The sequence below is a fragment of the Shewanella marinintestina genome (assembly GCF_023283845.1).
GTDB classification, from domain to species: domain Bacteria; phylum Pseudomonadota; class Gammaproteobacteria; order Enterobacterales; family Shewanellaceae; genus Shewanella; species Shewanella marinintestina.
Map to the genome: position 1 here is coordinate 16394 of NZ_JAKILC010000002.1, position 17416 is coordinate 33809.

Annotated in this window: 15 protein-coding genes; 3 read left to right on the plus strand and 12 right to left on the minus strand. The window is 42.2% G+C overall.

Annotation, left to right across the window (positions count from 1 at the left end; all coding sequences use genetic code 11):
- Positions 1-121: 121 nt before the first annotated feature.
- Positions 122-2743, minus strand: coding sequence for a TonB-dependent receptor (locus tag L2747_RS02400; protein ID WP_248997515.1), 2622 nt, complete (start codon positions 2741-2743; stop codon positions 122-124).
- Between the two features lie 422 nt (positions 2744-3165).
- Here L2747_RS02400 and L2747_RS02405 point away from each other — a divergent pair, with 422 nt between their 5' ends.
- Positions 3166-4182 (plus strand): LacI family DNA-binding transcriptional regulator, encoded by a 1017-nt coding sequence (locus tag L2747_RS02405; RefSeq protein ID WP_248997516.1) that lies wholly within the window; start codon positions 3166-3168, stop codon positions 4180-4182.
- Positions 4183-4273: 91 nt separating this feature from the next.
- On the opposite strand, the gene L2747_RS02410 is transcribed toward L2747_RS02405, so the two are convergent.
- A complete protein-coding gene (locus tag L2747_RS02410; protein ID WP_012154353.1) occupies positions 4274-4612 on the minus strand; it encodes a P-II family nitrogen regulator in 339 nt (112 codons plus the stop codon).
- Between the two features lie 239 nt (positions 4613-4851).
- Between L2747_RS02410 and L2747_RS02415 the strand changes: the two genes are divergently transcribed.
- Entirely contained in the window at positions 4852-5361 is a 510-nt protein-coding gene (locus L2747_RS02415; protein ID WP_248997517.1) for a GspH/FimT family pseudopilin, read from the plus strand.
- Between the two features lie 153 nt (positions 5362-5514).
- On the plus strand, positions 5515-6030 hold the full coding sequence (locus L2747_RS02420) for a GspH/FimT family pseudopilin (protein WP_248997518.1): 516 nt from the start codon (positions 5515-5517) through the stop codon (positions 6028-6030).
- Positions 6031-6162: 132 nt separating this feature from the next.
- On the opposite strand, the gene L2747_RS02425 is transcribed toward L2747_RS02420, so the two are convergent.
- The 10 genes from L2747_RS02425 to ileS all read right to left on the minus strand — a co-directional run bounded on the left by L2747_RS02425 (position 6163) and on the right by ileS (position 17386).
- Positions 6163-6459, minus strand: coding sequence for a TapY2 family type IVa secretion system protein (locus L2747_RS02425; protein WP_248997519.1), 297 nt, complete (start codon positions 6457-6459; stop codon positions 6163-6165).
- Positions 6456-6845 carry a type IV pilin protein gene (locus L2747_RS02430; RefSeq protein ID WP_248997520.1) on the minus strand — a complete coding sequence of 130 codons (390 nt, stop codon included), beginning with the start codon at positions 6843-6845 and terminating at the stop codon, positions 6456-6458. The genes L2747_RS02425 and L2747_RS02430 overlap by 4 nt, the downstream gene beginning before the upstream one ends.
- A gap of 3 nt (positions 6846-6848) precedes the next feature.
- Positions 6849-10361 (minus strand): pilus assembly protein, encoded by a 3513-nt coding sequence (locus L2747_RS02435; protein WP_248997521.1) that lies wholly within the window; start codon positions 10359-10361, stop codon positions 6849-6851.
- Between the two features lie 2 nt (positions 10362-10363).
- Positions 10364-10783 carry a pilus assembly PilX family protein gene (locus L2747_RS02440; RefSeq protein WP_248997522.1) on the minus strand — a complete coding sequence of 140 codons (420 nt, stop codon included), beginning with the start codon at positions 10781-10783 and terminating at the stop codon, positions 10364-10366.
- A gap of 9 nt (positions 10784-10792) precedes the next feature.
- Positions 10793-11776: a PilW family protein gene (locus tag L2747_RS02445; protein ID WP_248997523.1), complete on the minus strand. Its 984-nt coding sequence runs from the start codon at positions 11774-11776 to the stop codon at positions 10793-10795.
- A 9-nt stretch (positions 11777-11785) separates the two neighbouring features.
- Positions 11786-12343, minus strand: coding sequence for a type IV pilus modification protein PilV (gene pilV, locus L2747_RS02450; RefSeq protein ID WP_248997524.1), 558 nt, complete (start codon positions 12341-12343; stop codon positions 11786-11788).
- Between the two features lie 228 nt (positions 12344-12571).
- Positions 12572-13501, minus strand: coding sequence for a 4-hydroxy-3-methylbut-2-enyl diphosphate reductase (gene ispH, locus L2747_RS02455; protein ID WP_248997525.1), 930 nt, complete (start codon positions 13499-13501; stop codon positions 12572-12574).
- Positions 13502-13503: 2 nt separating this feature from the next.
- Complete coding sequence (gene fkpB, locus L2747_RS02460; protein WP_283107156.1) at positions 13504-13917, minus strand: FKBP-type peptidyl-prolyl cis-trans isomerase; 414 nt, start codon at positions 13915-13917, stop codon at positions 13504-13506.
- A gap of 14 nt (positions 13918-13931) precedes the next feature.
- Positions 13932-14444: a signal peptidase II gene (gene lspA, locus L2747_RS02465; protein WP_248997527.1), complete on the minus strand. Its 513-nt coding sequence runs from the start codon at positions 14442-14444 to the stop codon at positions 13932-13934.
- A gap of 119 nt (positions 14445-14563) precedes the next feature.
- Positions 14564-17386: an isoleucine--tRNA ligase gene (ileS, locus tag L2747_RS02470; protein WP_248997528.1), complete on the minus strand. Its 2823-nt coding sequence runs from the start codon at positions 17384-17386 to the stop codon at positions 14564-14566.
- Positions 17387-17416: the final 30 nt, after the last annotated feature.

Sequence of the window (17416 nt, forward strand, 5' to 3'; positions counted from 1 at the left end):
AAAAGAGTCTTAATCTAATAAGTTATCTCCGAAGAGACCGAGTTTAAAAAAAATATGATGTTAAATGTTTAATAAAAAGCCCAGCAAATGCTGGGCTTTAGTTACAACTATATTATTTATATTAGAAGCGTAATGCTACGCCAACTTTGTAACGTGCTTCACCTTCAAAGCTCCATACAGGGTAGTCAGCTTTGAACTCTGGGATAACTTCAGCATCAAGCGGAGCAACACCAGTTTGCACACTATCTTCCTCTGTTAGGTTAACAGCTTCGAAAGTTAGGTCCATCCACTCTGTAACACTGTATGTAGCGCTAAGATCAAGTGTTCCATAATCTTCGTGCTGGCGGTTACCGTAGAAGCCTGGTAGTTCACGCATCATGTACTCACTGCGCCAGTTATAAGCTAGACGCGCAGAGAATGATTCCATTTCGTAGTAACCCACTAAGTTAACTGTGTGCTTTGAAGAATCAGAGAACACGCCAACTTGGTCTGGGTAGTTTTCAGCTGGTGAGCCAGCATCTGCGTACGTATAGTTAGCAGAGTAACCTAAACCATTTTCAAATGAATCTTGAAGCTGTAATTCCACACCTTCAATACGACCGCCAGTAGCGTTATACTTTTCACTTACAGTCCAGCAATCGTATACGCCTACACCACATGCACTGCCGCCTTGAGCGATAAGGTCATTATCATCAATACCAATCTGTTGGTTAAGCTTTTGACGAGTAGAGATGAAAGAGTTTACGTCTTTAATAAAGTAAGTTACTGCTGCAAGACCTTCACCACCAAAGTACCATTCTAAGCTCACATCAGCTTGAGTCGCTTTGAATGGAGCAAGTGATACAGAGCCGCGGTTTAGCTTTTCGTTACCTGGAGTACCGTCATTCAAACCTGGAAGTGTTGAAGTCGCGAATAACTCTGAGTAGTTAGGACGAGAAATAACCTGCGCCGCAGAAGTACGTAGAATAAGGTCTGAAGTTAAGTCAAATGCAACGTTCACACTAGGAAGTACATCGCTATAGCTTGACTTAGCTGTGCTTAAGTTGTCAGCGAACTGACCTGTATCACTCAGCTCATAGTAATCAGACTCAACGTCGGTTGAGATATAACGCAGACCAAAGTTACCGCGAATACCTTCAGACTCAAAGCTAGCCATTGCATATAGTGCAAGGTTCTTTTCATTCAATGTACCGTAACCAGACTTATCGCGCTCGAAACCTGTAATAGCGGCATTTGCGTCTGCAATCATTGCATCAAAATCTGGCTTAGGTAAGGTAAAGCCAGCACCTGATGACATAGTTCCATTGTAGTAATGTGAAGCATCACGTACTGCAATATCACCTACAGTTGCAATATCAGTTTGCTGAGTTACATCGTGGTCAGCATAACGAATACCGGTTTTAAATGAGCTAATTGCACCTAAATCGACCGGAATAGTAAAGTCTAGTTGTGCATATGTTTCTTCATCAGTATTAGGCTGTTTCTTTAGTGCCCAAGCTGCAGTAGAAAGCTGGCCGTTAAAATCTTCAGCGCCAAAGTTTTGCTTAGCTATATCGATATCAATAATCTTACCAGTCGCATCATAGTGACCAGCAAAGTCACCAGGTTGACCGATTGAGTTACCATAGTTAGAAGTTAAGCTAGTACCACCATCAGATTTAGTGTTACCAACACGGCCTTCTACTGTAAAGTTTTCAGCTTCGAAGTTGAAATCAAAATCGATAGTATCCGAAGTCATTTCTGCTTCACGAGCCCATGTTTGAGCCCAAGCAAATCCGCCTTCACCAGTATGAGTAATGTCAGTACAAACACCAGCTGCATTTGTCTGGTTACAAGTATTAACACCCTGCTGTGTAGGGAATAAGAAAATAGAAGTGTTAGCGTTGTTTGCTTTAAGATCTAGTGCTGTATACGTTAAACCAAACTCTAGCGCGTCAGTTGGACGGTACTGAGCAGCAACGTTAAATGCTGTACGTTCACGGTCTTGTTGGAAAGTAGATGGAACAATTTCTCCCCAACCGAGTAAGGTTTCAATACCATTACGCTGATATTCAGTTTGTGAACCTGCACCAGAAACTAAAATACCGAAGTTTTCATCTTCGTTTTTCCAGCTATAAAGGCCAGATAGCTCAGGATCTATCTCTTCAGAAATTGTACCGTAATCGCCTTTAGCGCTAACGAAAGCTGTATTAGCATCAAGATCTAGCGGCTTACGTGTTTTAACGATAACCGTACCGCCAATACCACCTTCAGTGATATCAGCCTGTGATGACTTATAAACTTCGATGCCACTTACTAACTGAGGCGGAAGTAACGAGTAGTTAAAACTACGGTCAATGGCTTGCTGATCAAACCAACCTGTAGATGCAACAGCATGTCCATTAAGTAAAGTACGAGTCAGCTGGCTTGAAGCACCACGAATCGAAACCTGCTGGCCTTGACCAAACTGGCGGTTTACAGCAACACCTGGAATACGACCTAGTGACTCACCCACGTCGCCATCAGGAAACTTACCAATATCTTCAGCTGTTACAGCATCAACAACTGAGTCAGAGAATCTCTTTGCATTAACTGAAGCTTTCATTGACGCTCGCATACCGCGAACTTCAATTTTTTCAATGTTTTCATCTGCTGTTACTTTCGTATCAGCGTCTGCCGCCATGGCTGAAACAGAAACTGCTCCACTCATTAGTAGCGCGATATTTGTTGCTAGAACACTTTTCTTAAAGGTAGATGGTCGCATCTCGTTTTCCCTTCCATAACTTATTATCTTTTTTTATATCCATAACCATTCCAGAATCGGAATGACAACGCTGTCATGTCTAGTGCAAACATTACACAATTATTAACAGCTGCGCCACAACAAAATAACCAACAGGTTAATTTTGCCTACCAAGAATAACAGGCGTGTATTTTTTCAATATTAATTATCATTAAAATACAGTGAGTTAAATATAGAGGTGAATTGTAACGAACAAGTAGACTTTTTTTCTACTTGGTGTTGAAACTTAAAAAGTTAACCACTTCTCATTGCTAAATGACGTAAAACTTCGCACTATACCGTTAATTCTTCGGGCAGAACGCCTTCGAAAAACGCCATTTGTTAACTTTGTGTTACCCCGCTTGTCGTAAAAAGTGAGTGAGTAACTAACGAGAATACGCTTAATGAAAGTCACCATAAATGATGTCGCTAAATACGCTGGCGTATCGATAAAAACAGTGTCACGGGTTACCAACAACGAACCTTCTGTAAAGCAGGTCACCATTGATAAAGTCAATAATGCGATAAAAGAACTTAATTATCAGCCGAACTTGGCTGCAAGAAACCTCGCTGGAACAAAGTCTTATGTAATCGGTTTTATTTATGACAACCCTAACGCTTATTACATCATTGATATGCAAAATGGTATTCTTTCAGCCTGTAAAGATTTAGGCTATGAGCTACTTATTCACCCTTGTAATTCAAGGGCTGACAATATCTGCGAAGAATTAACGACTTTGGTTAAGCACAACCGTTTATCAGGCCTCGTACTCACACCGCCTCTTTCTGAAGACCCGGTGATTTTGGCTGCTCTCGATAAAATAGACGCCAGCTATGTACGTATCGTCGCCGGTGAAAAACTTGAGTCTGCTAGTGGACTAGCAGTTTTAGTCGATGATAGATCTGGTGCTATATCTATTACCCAGCACCTGATTGATCTTGGTCATAAAAATATTGCGTTCTTAAGTGGTGATCATGAGCACGCATCAACAAAAGAGCGTTTAGCAGGATATAAACAGGCATTAGCCAGCAATCAAATTAGCGTGAATAACAACTTTATTATTGACGGTAAATACTCTTTTGAGTCAGGAGTTCAAGGGGCTAAGTCACTATTACAACAAAGCATAAAACCCAGTGCTATTGTTGCTTGTAACGATGAAATTGCAGCTGGAGCATTATTTGCGGCAAGATTAGAAGGTGTGGATATTCCAGCTGAAATATCAATTGTTGGTTTTGAGGATAGTCCATTCTCACGCCAAACATGGCCGAAACTAACTACTGTCCACCAGCCTAATGAAGAGATAGCCCACATTGCAACCGAGCTATTAATCGCTAAACGTAGAGAAGAAACATCACAACTTTCAAAGGTTTTTGTACCTGAACCGGTGATCAGGGACTCAACCGCACAACCAAAAGAGTAAAACATACTTAAACACTCTAAATTACCTTTCAGTTCTGCTTTTTCGCATTACCTATCCAATACGTAGATAATGCGAAAAAGTGGGCAACTAATTAAACCGCCTCTTCGTTTTCTTCACCGGTACGGATACGAATTACACGCTCAATATCAGTCACGAAAATTTTACCGTCGCCAATTTTACCTGTACGGGCAGTATCAACGATAACTTCTAAAGCTTGCTCAAGTAGCTCATCCTGGATCACTAGTTCAATTTTCACTTTAGGTAGAAAGTCGACCATATATTCCGCGCCACGATACAGCTCTGTATGCCCTTTTTGACGACCGAAGCCTTTCACCTCAGAAACAGTCATGCCAGTAATACCGATATCAGCAAGTGATTCGCGCACATCATCTAACTTAAATGGTTTAATAATGGCTTCGACTTTTTTCATTGTAAAACTCCCTAAGAACTTGCTGAAAGACGCAATTTGATTGCGCAGTAGCTTACCATGCAGTAACAAAACTCTGAAGTACAAAGTGATTTATGCAGCACCAAGAAACTAAATGCTCTCTTCATAAAATAGAACAATTACAAAAAAATTATAAACTCGAAGCTATACTTAGCCAGTATTGAGATATTCCCAGTATTTACAGGATGTAAATACTTCAGTAATTCAAGGAAGAAATGGATATGAAGACCAAGCTATTTGGCTTTACTGTTATAGAGCTAATGGTCACTATGGCCGTTGCCACAATTTTAATATCTTCCTCCATACCTTCATTAAAAGCTTTTTATTCTCACGCACGATCAAACTCAAACATTCGAAAAATACAACAATCTGTTCAATTAGCGAGAAACCATGCTGTCGCATACGGATTAAGGGTCACTGTTTGCCCACTAGAAGCGAAAAAGTGCACCGATAACTGGCAAAAAAATATTACAGTTTTCACTGACTCCGGAGACTCTAATATTCTAGACGGAAATGACCAAGTCATTTATAGCATAGGACCTTTCAGTGATAGAGACACTATCAGCTACAATCGTGCAGCTATTCGATTTCAACCAGAGGGGCTTGCTTCTGGTACAAATGGCACTTTACGTTACTGCCCTGATTTACTTGATAGCGAGTATTCGCGAGCTGTTATCGTTAATCAATCAGGCCGAGTAAGATTCTCTAACAAGAGCGTTGACTGTCAATAACGCTTATTTACTCACAAGCGAATTTTCTTGCAAATATAGCAGCCAAGTATTCTTCGCTTAGAGTTTAATCAATACCCTGATTTTGCTAGTATTGACTGCTAAGAACATAAATTTAAAAAGTCAGAGAATGACAGTCAAACAGGGAATAGTCAGATGCAGATTAAACAACTAGGGGTAACGCTCGTTGAGTTGATGGTGACTATTGCCGTTGCAGCTATATTACTGGCGATTGGTGTACCTTCACTCACCTCTATGTACGAAGGCTACCGCGCAGAAAGTAATATTCGTACCATACAGCAAGCCATTCAATTTGGCCGCAGTCATGCGCTTAGTTATGGAACACGTATAACTGTATGCCCACTCAATAATAATACTTGCAACAGTAATTGGATTAACGGCTTTAGCGTATTTGTTGATAATGGAACTCAACATACTATAGATGGTACAGATCAAGTGCTGCTCAATATAGGCGGTTTTAATACGAGTGACTTTATCGACTACGATCAAAATAGTATTACTATCGGCAACGATGGCTTTGTTAGTGGTAGCTTTAGTTCTGGGATCTTAAGCTATTGCCCTGGTAGTAAAACAAGTTCTGATTCAAAAGGCTTACAGTTAAGCGTATCAGGAAAGGTTAAGTTTGCTACAGGTACAATTAACTGTAACTAACAGGCTCTTAAAATAATCTCAAAATACTCGTTTCTGAATGCTAGTAGGCATAACAAGAAGCTATATTCTTACGTTATAAAATAATTTATCAATGGATGTGTAGTCATTAATCACTACACATTCATGGTTCAATTAACGAGCTAAGTTAGCATCCAGCTTATTTGCCACTGCCGACTTAAAAGAAGAACTGCTTTCTACACACTCAAATACCTCTTTAATTAATGGTCTAGCTCCAGGGCCAGACTTAGGTATTTTCTTTAATGGCAGTCGCTTCATGTTATAATGCATTTTATCTGCAGGCCAACGATAGAGTGTTATTTGTTCACTAAAGCTGGTCGCAACATAACACTTATACTCCTTGAGCTCTGTATCAGCAGCCTCACTAGTCGATGATAATAGTACCAAGCCCCCTATTAAAAAACGGATCATTCCCAACACTCCTGAGGGGTCCGAACCCCTGTATCTGTGATTTGAATAGAAGTACAGCTTGTATCACGCGATGCCTGAGCTCCCAGCGCCGTAGCGATAGCAACAAAACTACCAGTACCGGTTGAATCAACACTATAGAAACCGTTTTCAACAACATACGGATCACTAGCTAAGCCTAGCTGTGTCATATCGGTTGCGTAAACTCGATTATCTAAATAATACTGCTCCTGCAAGTTAGCAACTTCCAATAATGCAGCAAGGCCATCGGCACGAGCGCCTTTAGCAACATATTGCACATATGATGGGTATGCTACGCTGGCTAAAATACCAATAATCGCAACGGCAATCATCAGTTCAATCAAGCTAAACCCTTTATTACTCTTCATAGTCTACTCATTAATATGATAATAAATACGATTGACACTTGGCCCACCGCCGACACATTTTTCGTCGCCAGGCTCACAGGTATCTGCAGTATTGTCAGGATCCGGAACTTTCAACATGTCAGATCCCGCTTTGCCGATCCCAATGAGGTACATATAAGAATCATCAGAGCCGTTAGGCGGAATAACTAACTGTGGCGTATCAGGTACTCGCTCACCAATCTCTAAATATTCTTGTTGGTAAGAACGAGTGCCTTTGTGTAAGTCGAAGCCATATAGGCGTCCCATACCCGATATTAAACATTGATTGGCTGATGAGTTATCTCCTGGTACATAAGAAGTGAAAAATACCCGACCTTCAATTATCGATGATGCCGATAAACTTTTTTCACCAGCTGCGCCAAAGTTATAATACCAACCTAGCTTACCACCAAAGCTAATATTTTCGCTCTTCGAATCGGGCGCAGCAGTTGTTACATCATACAAGTCGCTTATCAGCAAGGGAGCTGGTTTGGGGTTACCGATCCCCCCAAATGAACGGCTAATCACATTACGATCTTGTAATACATAAAACATATCTGCCCGACCCAAGTCACTTGGGTGTGGGCGATGACCGGTACCTAAGGTTACCGCATCATATGGCACGTTTTGGTAGGTCGTTGTAGTACTCGTATTTCCCCCCACGGTAACGCTAACCTCAGCAATATTTGTAAATACCGTTTGCGCAATCACAGGTTCGGCAAAGAAGCGCCTATCACTTGCTAACGTATTACCACCAAGATCAGCAAACTTATATGCGGTCCAAGGGTTAGTAGAGTCAGAAGGTGAGCCTGATGGTAAATCCATTCGCCATACATTTCCGCCAGTATCAGATGCGTAGATCCTATCAGTTAGCCCATCACCATCAGAATCAAGTACAGCAACGGCATTAGGCACACTGTCAACAATACCTGGTAGTTGGGTAGAGTTCCCCCCACTGCTAGGCCCAAATGCATGCACTAAGGTTCCGGTTTCAGCATCAACAACAAAAACACCTCTGCCTTGAGCATCGTTTAATCCTACGGCTGCAGAATCTTTTGTTGACGGAGAATAACCTGCACCAAAAATAATAACAGGTTTAGCACTTGCTAAATCAGTGTTTCCCACTGGCCAACCTGGAACCTTGGTCACAACTGGTTCAGCCCAAGTTTGCCCCAGCTCAGACATACCTGTTGAGTCAGGATCAATTTTCCACATAAAACTTGGTGAGTCAGGATCGGTAATATCAAGTGCATAATATGACTTACCTCCACGACGCATTCCGACAAATAGCCAAGCTTTGGTTATGCCACCCGATGCATTCTCTTCGGTATAAGCCACTGGCGAAGAATCTAAGCCGTACACAGAGTGAACACCTGTAGGAACGTTAGCTCTTAGCTCTGCAACATTAGACAGCAATTCATAGGGCATAAATGCCCACGACTCTTCTACATCATCTCCCTTGTCTTTTAGCATATGTAAAAAGCCGTGGTTAGTACCGACTAACACACGAATGTCTGGCGAACCTTGGCTACCAAAGTTAATTGCTAGAGGCTTGGAATGCAGCGGATCGCCAAATATATCGTCGCGCTTATCTGTGGTGCTTGAGTCATTGTCATCATCATCCGAGTCTTCACCAGTTGCCCAACTAAACATACTGGTTAACTGCGTTTTATCGACTCCCATAAAATCTGCAAGCAATGCCTCACTGCCAGCAGCACTCTGTGCATTAGCTTTAGTAAAGCTCTTTAATGCGCCTCCAGAGCCAAAGTTACCATACAGCACTCTTGAATCTGTTCCTCTAATAGCAAGCGACGCACCACCTGTCCGCACATCATTGCCATCCCCTCCCCCTGAAGTGGCCGCACAAACAGCATTAGGAGTCCAATAGGAGCAAGCAGACGATTTAAGATTTCCATCATCATCAATAGCTAAAACACCATTCTTATCGACAATATCGCCACTTCCAGTCACCTTAAACTTTTTAATATTCCCCATCCAACGTGCGCCTTTGTTGGGCAAAAACATTGCATAATAGGCTGAATCAAAAGTCTGCGTTCTATCAAAGTTATTGCTCGCAATTGAAGGAGAGGTAAAGCTAGCGTTAGTTTCTAATATTTGAGAAAAAACTTGTGAAAGTGCAGTTTGCAGCGCGGAAGCATTACTCGCGGCAAAATACTTACCACCACCCAATTCAGCCGCTTTCTTTAAAATAGGCTCAGCACTCGCAGCGCCATCACTAAACCCAATAGTAAAGGTCGTTACAAACTGATCTCCATCAACAGAAGTATTGACATCCTTATTATTCATAATACTTGCTAATGCAGGCAAATAACTGCCATTGACTTTATTATCTTTGTCATAGCCAGCCAATTTACTGACTGCCGTATCGGCCGCACTATCACGACTAGGAGCACCATCGGTGATATAAACTACATATGCTCTGTCAGTACATTGGCTACCCACGAATGGCGAAATATACTTACCATTTTTCTCTATGCTTTGATCTCTTGCAGGTGAAGCACTTCCCGCTTCTAGAGCAAAGTGGGGAGCCGCCCCCCCAAAGTATCGGTACGCTTCATACAAGGTTTCACACAATGGCGTCCATGTTTCAGCATTTAAATTACCAATTGTTTTAATTAGTGATTTTTTTTCTATCGTGTTAAGACGTTTAACGCCTGATATTATCCGTCCACCATCATCACTACTACCATTGTTATAGTTAAACACCGCTAGACCAAAATCCACACTCGGGGTAGTGACGACAGTGTCTTCCATAACTCTTTGAGCAATTTCCAGCCTAGAAATATCCTGTTTAGACTTGTTGCTGTGATACCAAGTTACGTACTTTTCAGTATAAAATGTGACTGACTTACCTATACCAAAATTAGTTAACAAAGCCTTATTTAAAGCAGCCTCTTTATCTACCGTGCTAGAGCTTGAAGAAGCGAGAGTATAGGGTTCTGGCGAGGCTGAAGATCCGAGACTATCAACCGGAAGCCCCTCTGGAATATCTTTAGCATTTTTATAATTAATACTGCTTGGATCTTCAAAATCTTCAAAACAGTCAGTATGTGTTACAGTAGTAGCGAGCGAGTCGGGGAACTCTGACCAAGTACCATTCTCACCGACAAAACTATATTCACGTATAAAACCAGTAAAAAAGCCATAATCCTTAAGATAGGTTTTTGAACGCTTACAACCATTAAACTTGTTTTTTATATAATTAGGGCTTGATAAATCAGGAACTCCGGCGCCTTTGCTATAAAACAATTTTGTTGAGCCACCAAGGTTTTCATCGCCTCTAGGGTAAAAAGTATCAGTGTACTCGTCGGTTCCCATACTGCCTGAATTATCAAAAATAATCAGAACCTGAGGCCGTGAGCCTGATCGAGCTGTTGATTCAAAAACATATAGCTCCGTATCATCAGCGAAACTGACGCTAGATAACATAGCGATACATGCTGCTGTAGCACACAGTAATTTTTTGATCCGCAGCATCATTATTTCCCCGTTGTAAATTCTTGTTCTATCCCGGTAACAACTGTCAGCTGACCAAGATCATTGCGACCAAAAACTGCAGTACTTGATACACTAATACGATTACAGCCTATCGAAGCACCATGGGCTTTTTCTCTACGCTTACAGCCACTGGCTATAGGCTCTAAGGTGTTAGTAACCCCTAACTGTGTATCGTTTGTCACCATAGTACTAGCCAGGTTTATCAGTGTAGCGCCACCATTAACAGAGATAACTCTATCTTGAGCACCTTGGGCTGCCGTCATAGCTTCTACACGCTCTGCCCCTGCTCCAGCCATCTTCATTGATTGATTAGAATTAACCGCCAGTGCCACACCAATAACGGTCATAATAAGCAAAACGATTAATGACAGAAATAGCACCATTCCATGTTCTTTATGCATATATCGTCCTCAATTAGCCCCAATGATTGGATTTTCAAGCACTAATGTAGTTGATACCACTTTACGCCTGAAATGATCACCAGGCGCTGTTATCGTTTTGTCACCTAACTCATAAGTATTATTATTGGTATAGCTATTATCGGCTTCTACTGAGCGGATAAGCATAAATATTCTCAGCGATACAATACGTTGAGCTAAACTGTTATCCCACATCAAATCCGTTACATTTTGTACCGGCATATAACTATCAGCGCTATTGTCACCATTACTATCAAAACCATAAAGCACCCGCATATTCTCAACCCCCTCGACAAGCTGCTCGTAACTGCCAGAAGTTTTCATTCCACCATTACGTAACACTCTGCGCCTAAGAACAGGCGTTCCTGAATCATCTTCAATGTAGTAAACGTGATGTAAATATTCCCAATAACGGGCATTGGTAATGACAGGGGCAGTCTGATCACCGCTAAACAAGACTCCGCGCTGAGAATTAGCTGCAATATAATAACGATTAGCATCATTTGGGACGGCAACCTCAGGCCCTGCTAAGCGTTTAATCTGTAAGACATCGGTAGCAGACTTAACCCCCGTTAGGCAAGTGAGCGATGTGCTAGAAACACCACTTTCATAACCCCAAAGCCTACGAAAGTGGGCCGGAACGGCAGAGGGGAAAGAAGCATTATTAACACCAGAGCCAATACAGTCACTCGCAGTTGCGATTGCTGTAGCATTAATATCGATATTTGTACCAACTTCAAAATCAGTGCCAGTTAAATCGCCCATAAAACCTAATTGGCTGACATCACGTTCTATCAACCACAGCGCAATTCGACCATTTTCTTGTAGCTGATTAAATTGACTTGTCGTCGTGACATTTGTTGCGGACATTACAAACATAGAAAAAATACCCGCAGTTAAAAATAGCCCTACAACCATAGCTACCATTAACTCAACTAAGGACAAGCCTGTTTGGGTAAGTTGTAATTGTTTCATTACACGACCTTAGATAATGACAGTATTAACACTGTATGCACGACGCCTATCACTAGCCGTGCCGCAACCACTGACAAAAGTATCAGTATTGCTTGCTGCAGCATCAGACATTTTACGGATCCCACGCCATGTAATAACCACTGTAACTTCGCCGCTAGCTTGAGCTCGAATACAGGCTGTAGGGGCATCAATCCCTCCCACATTCTGGGAGTGACTATTGACTTCAGCACTACCAGCCATATGCTGTTCCCACTGAAAAAGATCCCACTGACGCGTTTGATTAACAGTGCAAACAACATTAACTCCTGCTGCAACATCACAAGAAGTTCCCGGTTGCAATAAAGACCCGCTGTAAGTACCACTATATGCTGTCAACTGAGTTCGATTAAGCTTCATTCGATTAATAATATCTTGGGCGAAATAAGAAGCTTGAGTCTGCTGAAAAGACTCAAAACTGCCGCGTTTGGATACAAGGTGAAGATTAAATACTCCAACTAATCCAACCACTAAGATCACTAGTGCGACTAATACTTCTATTAAGGAAAACCCGTTTTCCCTAGTTCCCATACTGTCAACCTCTCCACTTTAGTCACTTTATTGACGCGACAGATAGTCTTTTATCTTTTTAAATCTGGTACTTATCTAGTAACGCCTAGCATACATGTTAATGCGTTAGCAGTCTAATGATAGAGAAATGTAATACAGATGTTTGGTGGTTTCTGGTGAAAGCAACTGAATTTTAAACAAAAAAAAAGAGGCAAAAGCCTCTTTTTTTATCGTAAATTATTTGTAGTTTTATCGAAGTTCAGCGGGTACTGCAAAAACAGTATCCTCAAGTTGTCCTTCAACTTCAGTCACGACACTTGGTGCCATCTTAGCTATCGCATCAACGACTTGTTTAACCAGTACCTCAGGAGCTGAAGCCCCAGCAGTAACCGCAACACGCTGAACACCATCAAACCAAGCTGAATCCACATCATCGGCATTATCAACCAAGAAAGACTTTGTGCCTTTCTTCTGCGCCAATTCGCGCAAACGATTAGAGTTAGAGCTATTTTGCGAACCCACGACAATAAACAAGTCGACATCTTCGGCAACGTTACGCACCGCATCTTGACGATTCTGCGTCGCGTAGCAGATATCATCTTTACGAGGGCCTTCAATTGAAGGGTACTTCTTTTGTAAAGAGGCGATTACGTCAGCAGTATCGTCCATAGACAAAGTCGTTTGGGTAACGAAACACAAATTATCAGGATCTTTAACCACAAGGTTTGCCACATCTTCCGGCGATTCAACCAAGTGAACCCCTGCTTCAGGGTTATCGTACTGACCCATAGTGCCTTCAACTTCTGGATGTCCAGCGTGACCAATCAAGATACATTCAATACCTTTACGGCTAGCACGAGTCACCTGCAGATGAACTTTAGTGACTAATGGACATGTCGCATCAAACACTTTAAGCCCACGGGTTTTAGCCTCTTTGCGCACCGCTTGTGATACACCGTGAGCACTAAAGATAACAATACTGTTATCAGGCACTTGATCAAGTTCTTCAACAAACACCGCACCACGATCTTTTAAGTTTTGCACCACGTAACGGTTATGTACCACTTCGTGGCGAACATAAATGGGTGGAGAGAACAGCTCTAAAGCGCGTTCCACAATGCTAATGGCCCGGTCAACGCCAGCACAAAAACCACGTGGATTTGCCAGAAGGATATTCATAATTAAAGTACCTGTACCACTTCAAGTTCAAAAGTAAGCACTTGCCCTGCCAAAGGATGATTCAAGTCAATAGTCACAGAATCACCAACAACATCTCTTACCATGCCGGGGATTTCACTGCCACCAGGGCCTGCAAAACTCACAATAACACCAGGTTCAAGCGTCATATCTGCAGGAAAGCGGCTCTTATCCATATGATGTACAGCATCTGGATTTGACTCGCCAAAAGTATCAGCAGCTTGTAATGTAAAGCTATGTTTATCACCTTCTTTAAGGTTAATAATTTCAGCTTCAAATGCTGGGCTTAAGCTTTCATCGCCCACATTAAACCTTACAGGTTTACCGCTAGAACGTGTGCTTTCTGCAGTTGAACCATCTTCTAGCACGATATTCATATGACATAAAATTGAATGCATTTCTGACACGTAAGTTACTCCTTTACAGCCTTTGCTTTTTTATCATCTTTCCCCGCAAAAAATGAGTCTAAAATGATAAGCGCGGCACCCACGCAAATAGCAGAGTCGGCAATATTAAATGCAGGGAAATGGCTGGTATTCCAATAGAAATGTAAAAAGTCGACAACATATCCATGCTGTAAACGGTCGATAAGATTACCTAATGCACCACCGATAACTAAAGTGTAGGCTAAGTTCAATCGCCACATCTTACTGGGTTGCTGACGTAGCCAAACCGAAAGTAGCACACTAAACCCTACGGCAACAAAGGTAAACAACCAGCGTTGCCAGCCACCTGCATCACTTAAAAAGCTAAATGCAGCGCCGTAGTTGCGCACATAGGTAAAGTTGAAAACCGGTAATAACTGAATCGATTCGTATAACTCAAAGTTTGATAATACCCATTGCTTAGATATCTGGTCGGCAAGAAATACCAACACAACGACCCAATACCAACGCAGACCACTGTCTTTCCAGTTAGTTGGCATTAAATGTTCCTTTTCCATAGATAGCATCTACTCGCATAATTTAACGGTGTTGATAAACAATACAGAATTAACAGACAAAAAAACAACGGCCCTATAAAAGAGCCGTTGCTATTGCATGATTAAGCAAACTGGCGAGTTTCGCCATCGCCTTCAATGTTTGTTACGCAGCGAGTACATAGTGTTGGATGCTCGACAACTGCGCCAACATCTTCTCTATGGTGCCAGCAACGCTCACACTTCTCAGCTTCAGACTTCTTCAAACTTAACTTCAATGAAGCAAGTTCAGTCTCGATTGCATCAGATGGTGCAGATGCTAGCGCAACAACTTCAGTCTTAGACGTTAGCAACACAAAGCGTAATTCATCACCTAAATTCTCAAGTGCTGCTTGCAAAGCTTCGTCAGCATACAGTGTCACTTCAGCTTCTAGTGAGCCACCGACTTGCTTTTCACGGCGTGCGTTTTCAATCACTTTGTTCACTTCTGCACGAACGGAAAGTAATTGATCCCAGTACTCATCACTTAGGTCTGACTCTAATGTCACCGACTTAAGTCCTTCATACCAAGTTTCGGTAAATACATATTCACCGCGCTCACCAGGAAGAAGCTTCCAGATTTCATCTGCTGTAAAGCTTAGGATTGGTGCAATCCAACGCACCATAGCTTCAGAGATAAGATACAGTGCCGACTGACAGCTACGACGCGCATTGCTATCTTCTTTTGCTGTGTACTGTCTATCTTTGATGATATCTAAGTAGAAGCTACCAAGTTCTACAGAGCAGAACTGCATTAGCTTCTGTGTCACTAAGTGGAAGTTGTACTGGTCATACGCTTCTAATAGCTCTTGTTGCAATGCTGCAGCGCGGCGAACAACCCAACGATCCAATGCAACCATGTCTTCAACTGCAACCATATCAGTTTCTGGGTTAAAGCCATTGATGTTAGCAAGTAAGAAACGAGCTGTATTACGAATACGGCGGTATGCGTCTGCACTGCGATTTAAGATCTGATCAGAAACTGTCATCTCACCGCTGTAGTCTGTTGCAGCAACCCATAGACGTAAAATGTCAGCACCTAACTTATTAGTCACATGTTGCGGAGCAATAACGTTACCCACAGATTTAGACATCTTACGGCCTTGACCATCAACGGTGAAACCGTGAGTCAATACTTGCTTGTAAGGTGCTTTACCGTTCATAGCAGTCGAAATCATCAGCGATGACATAAACCAACCACGGTGTTGATCGCTGCCTTCTAGGTACAAATCAATTGGGTGACCATTAAATTCTGGACGTGCAGCAACCACTGACGAGAAAGTAGAACCTGAGTCATACCAAACGTCTAATGTGTCAGTCACTTTACGGTACTGGTCAGCTTCATCACCTAATAGCTCAGATGCATCTAGATCCCACCAAGCTTGAATGCCTTGTTGTTCGATACGAGCAGCTACGCGCTCCATCAAAGACACGCTGTCTGGGTGTAACTCTTCTGTTTCACGATGTACAAATAAGGTGATAGGTACGCCCCAAGTACGTTGACGTGAAATACACCAGTCAGGACGGTTTTCTACCATCTTCTCAATGCGGCTTTGACCCCAATCTGGGATCCATTGAGTTTGCTCAATTTCACCTAGTGCTTGCTGACGTAAACCTTTTTGATCCATAGAGATGAACCACTGCGGCGTTGCACGGAAGATAATTGGTGTCTTGTGGCGCCAGCAATGTGGGTAGCTGTGCTTAATCTGTACGTGATTAAGTAGTGCGCCTTTCTCTTCTAATAGCTCAACAACATTCTTATTAGCTTTAAATACATGCAAACCTGCAAAGATTTCTGTATCTGCTTTATAAACACCGTTGTCCCCTACTGGGTTAGCCACTTCTAGGCCATACTTTTGACCAACCACGAAATCATCTTGACCGTGACCAGGAGCGGTATGAACCACACCAGTACCAGAATCGACAGTCACGTGATCGCCTAAAATAACTGGTACATCAAAATCATAGAATGGGTGGTTAAAACGCAGTAGTTCTAAATCGCTACCTGCGGCAGTGCCAAGTACAGTGTGTGACTCTGCACCAAAACGCTCAACACATGACTCATATAGGTCAGTTGCTAGCACTAGTGCTTGCGCCTGGCCCTCTTTAACCATTTCAACTAAGGTGTACTCAACATTAGCACCTACAGCCAACGCACGGTTAGCAGGTAGAGTCCAAGGTGTTGTAGTCCAAATAACCATTGAAATGTTATGTGCGTAATCGCTTAAACCAAACTTTGCTAGCAAAGCAGGTTTATCGACAACAGAGAAAGCAACATCGATTGCTGGAGACATCTTGTCTTCATATTCAACTTCAGCTTCAGCCAGAGCAGAACCACAATCTGTACACCAATGCACAGGCTTAACACCTTTGTGCAGATGGCCGCTATCAATCACTTTAGACAGTGAACGCACAATATTAGCTTCAGTGCTGTAATCCATGGTTAGGTATGGATTTTGCCAATCAGCAAATACGCCTAAACGGATAAAGTCATCACGCTGGCCATCAACTTGCTTAGCCGCGTACTCACGACACTTTTGACGGAACTCAGCAGCCGTTACTTTATGACCCGGCTTACCTACTTTTTGCTCAACTTTAAGCTCAATAGGCAGACCATGACAGTCCCACCCAGGAATGTATGGCGCGTCAAAACCAGACATGGTCTTTGACTTAATAATAATATCTTTAAGAATTTTGTTTACTGAGTGGCCAATATGAATGTCACCGTTCGCATATGGAGGACCATCATGCAAAATAAACGGTTTAGCATCTTTACGGCTTTCACGGATCTGTTGATACAGTCCGTTTTCGGTCCAAGATTTTAACATCTCTGGCTCACGATTAGCCAAATTACCACGCATCGGAAACTCTGTTTCCGGCAAATTCAAAGTAGATTTATAGTCGCTCATTGATCCTTTACCGTTTTGTTCGCTAAGCTG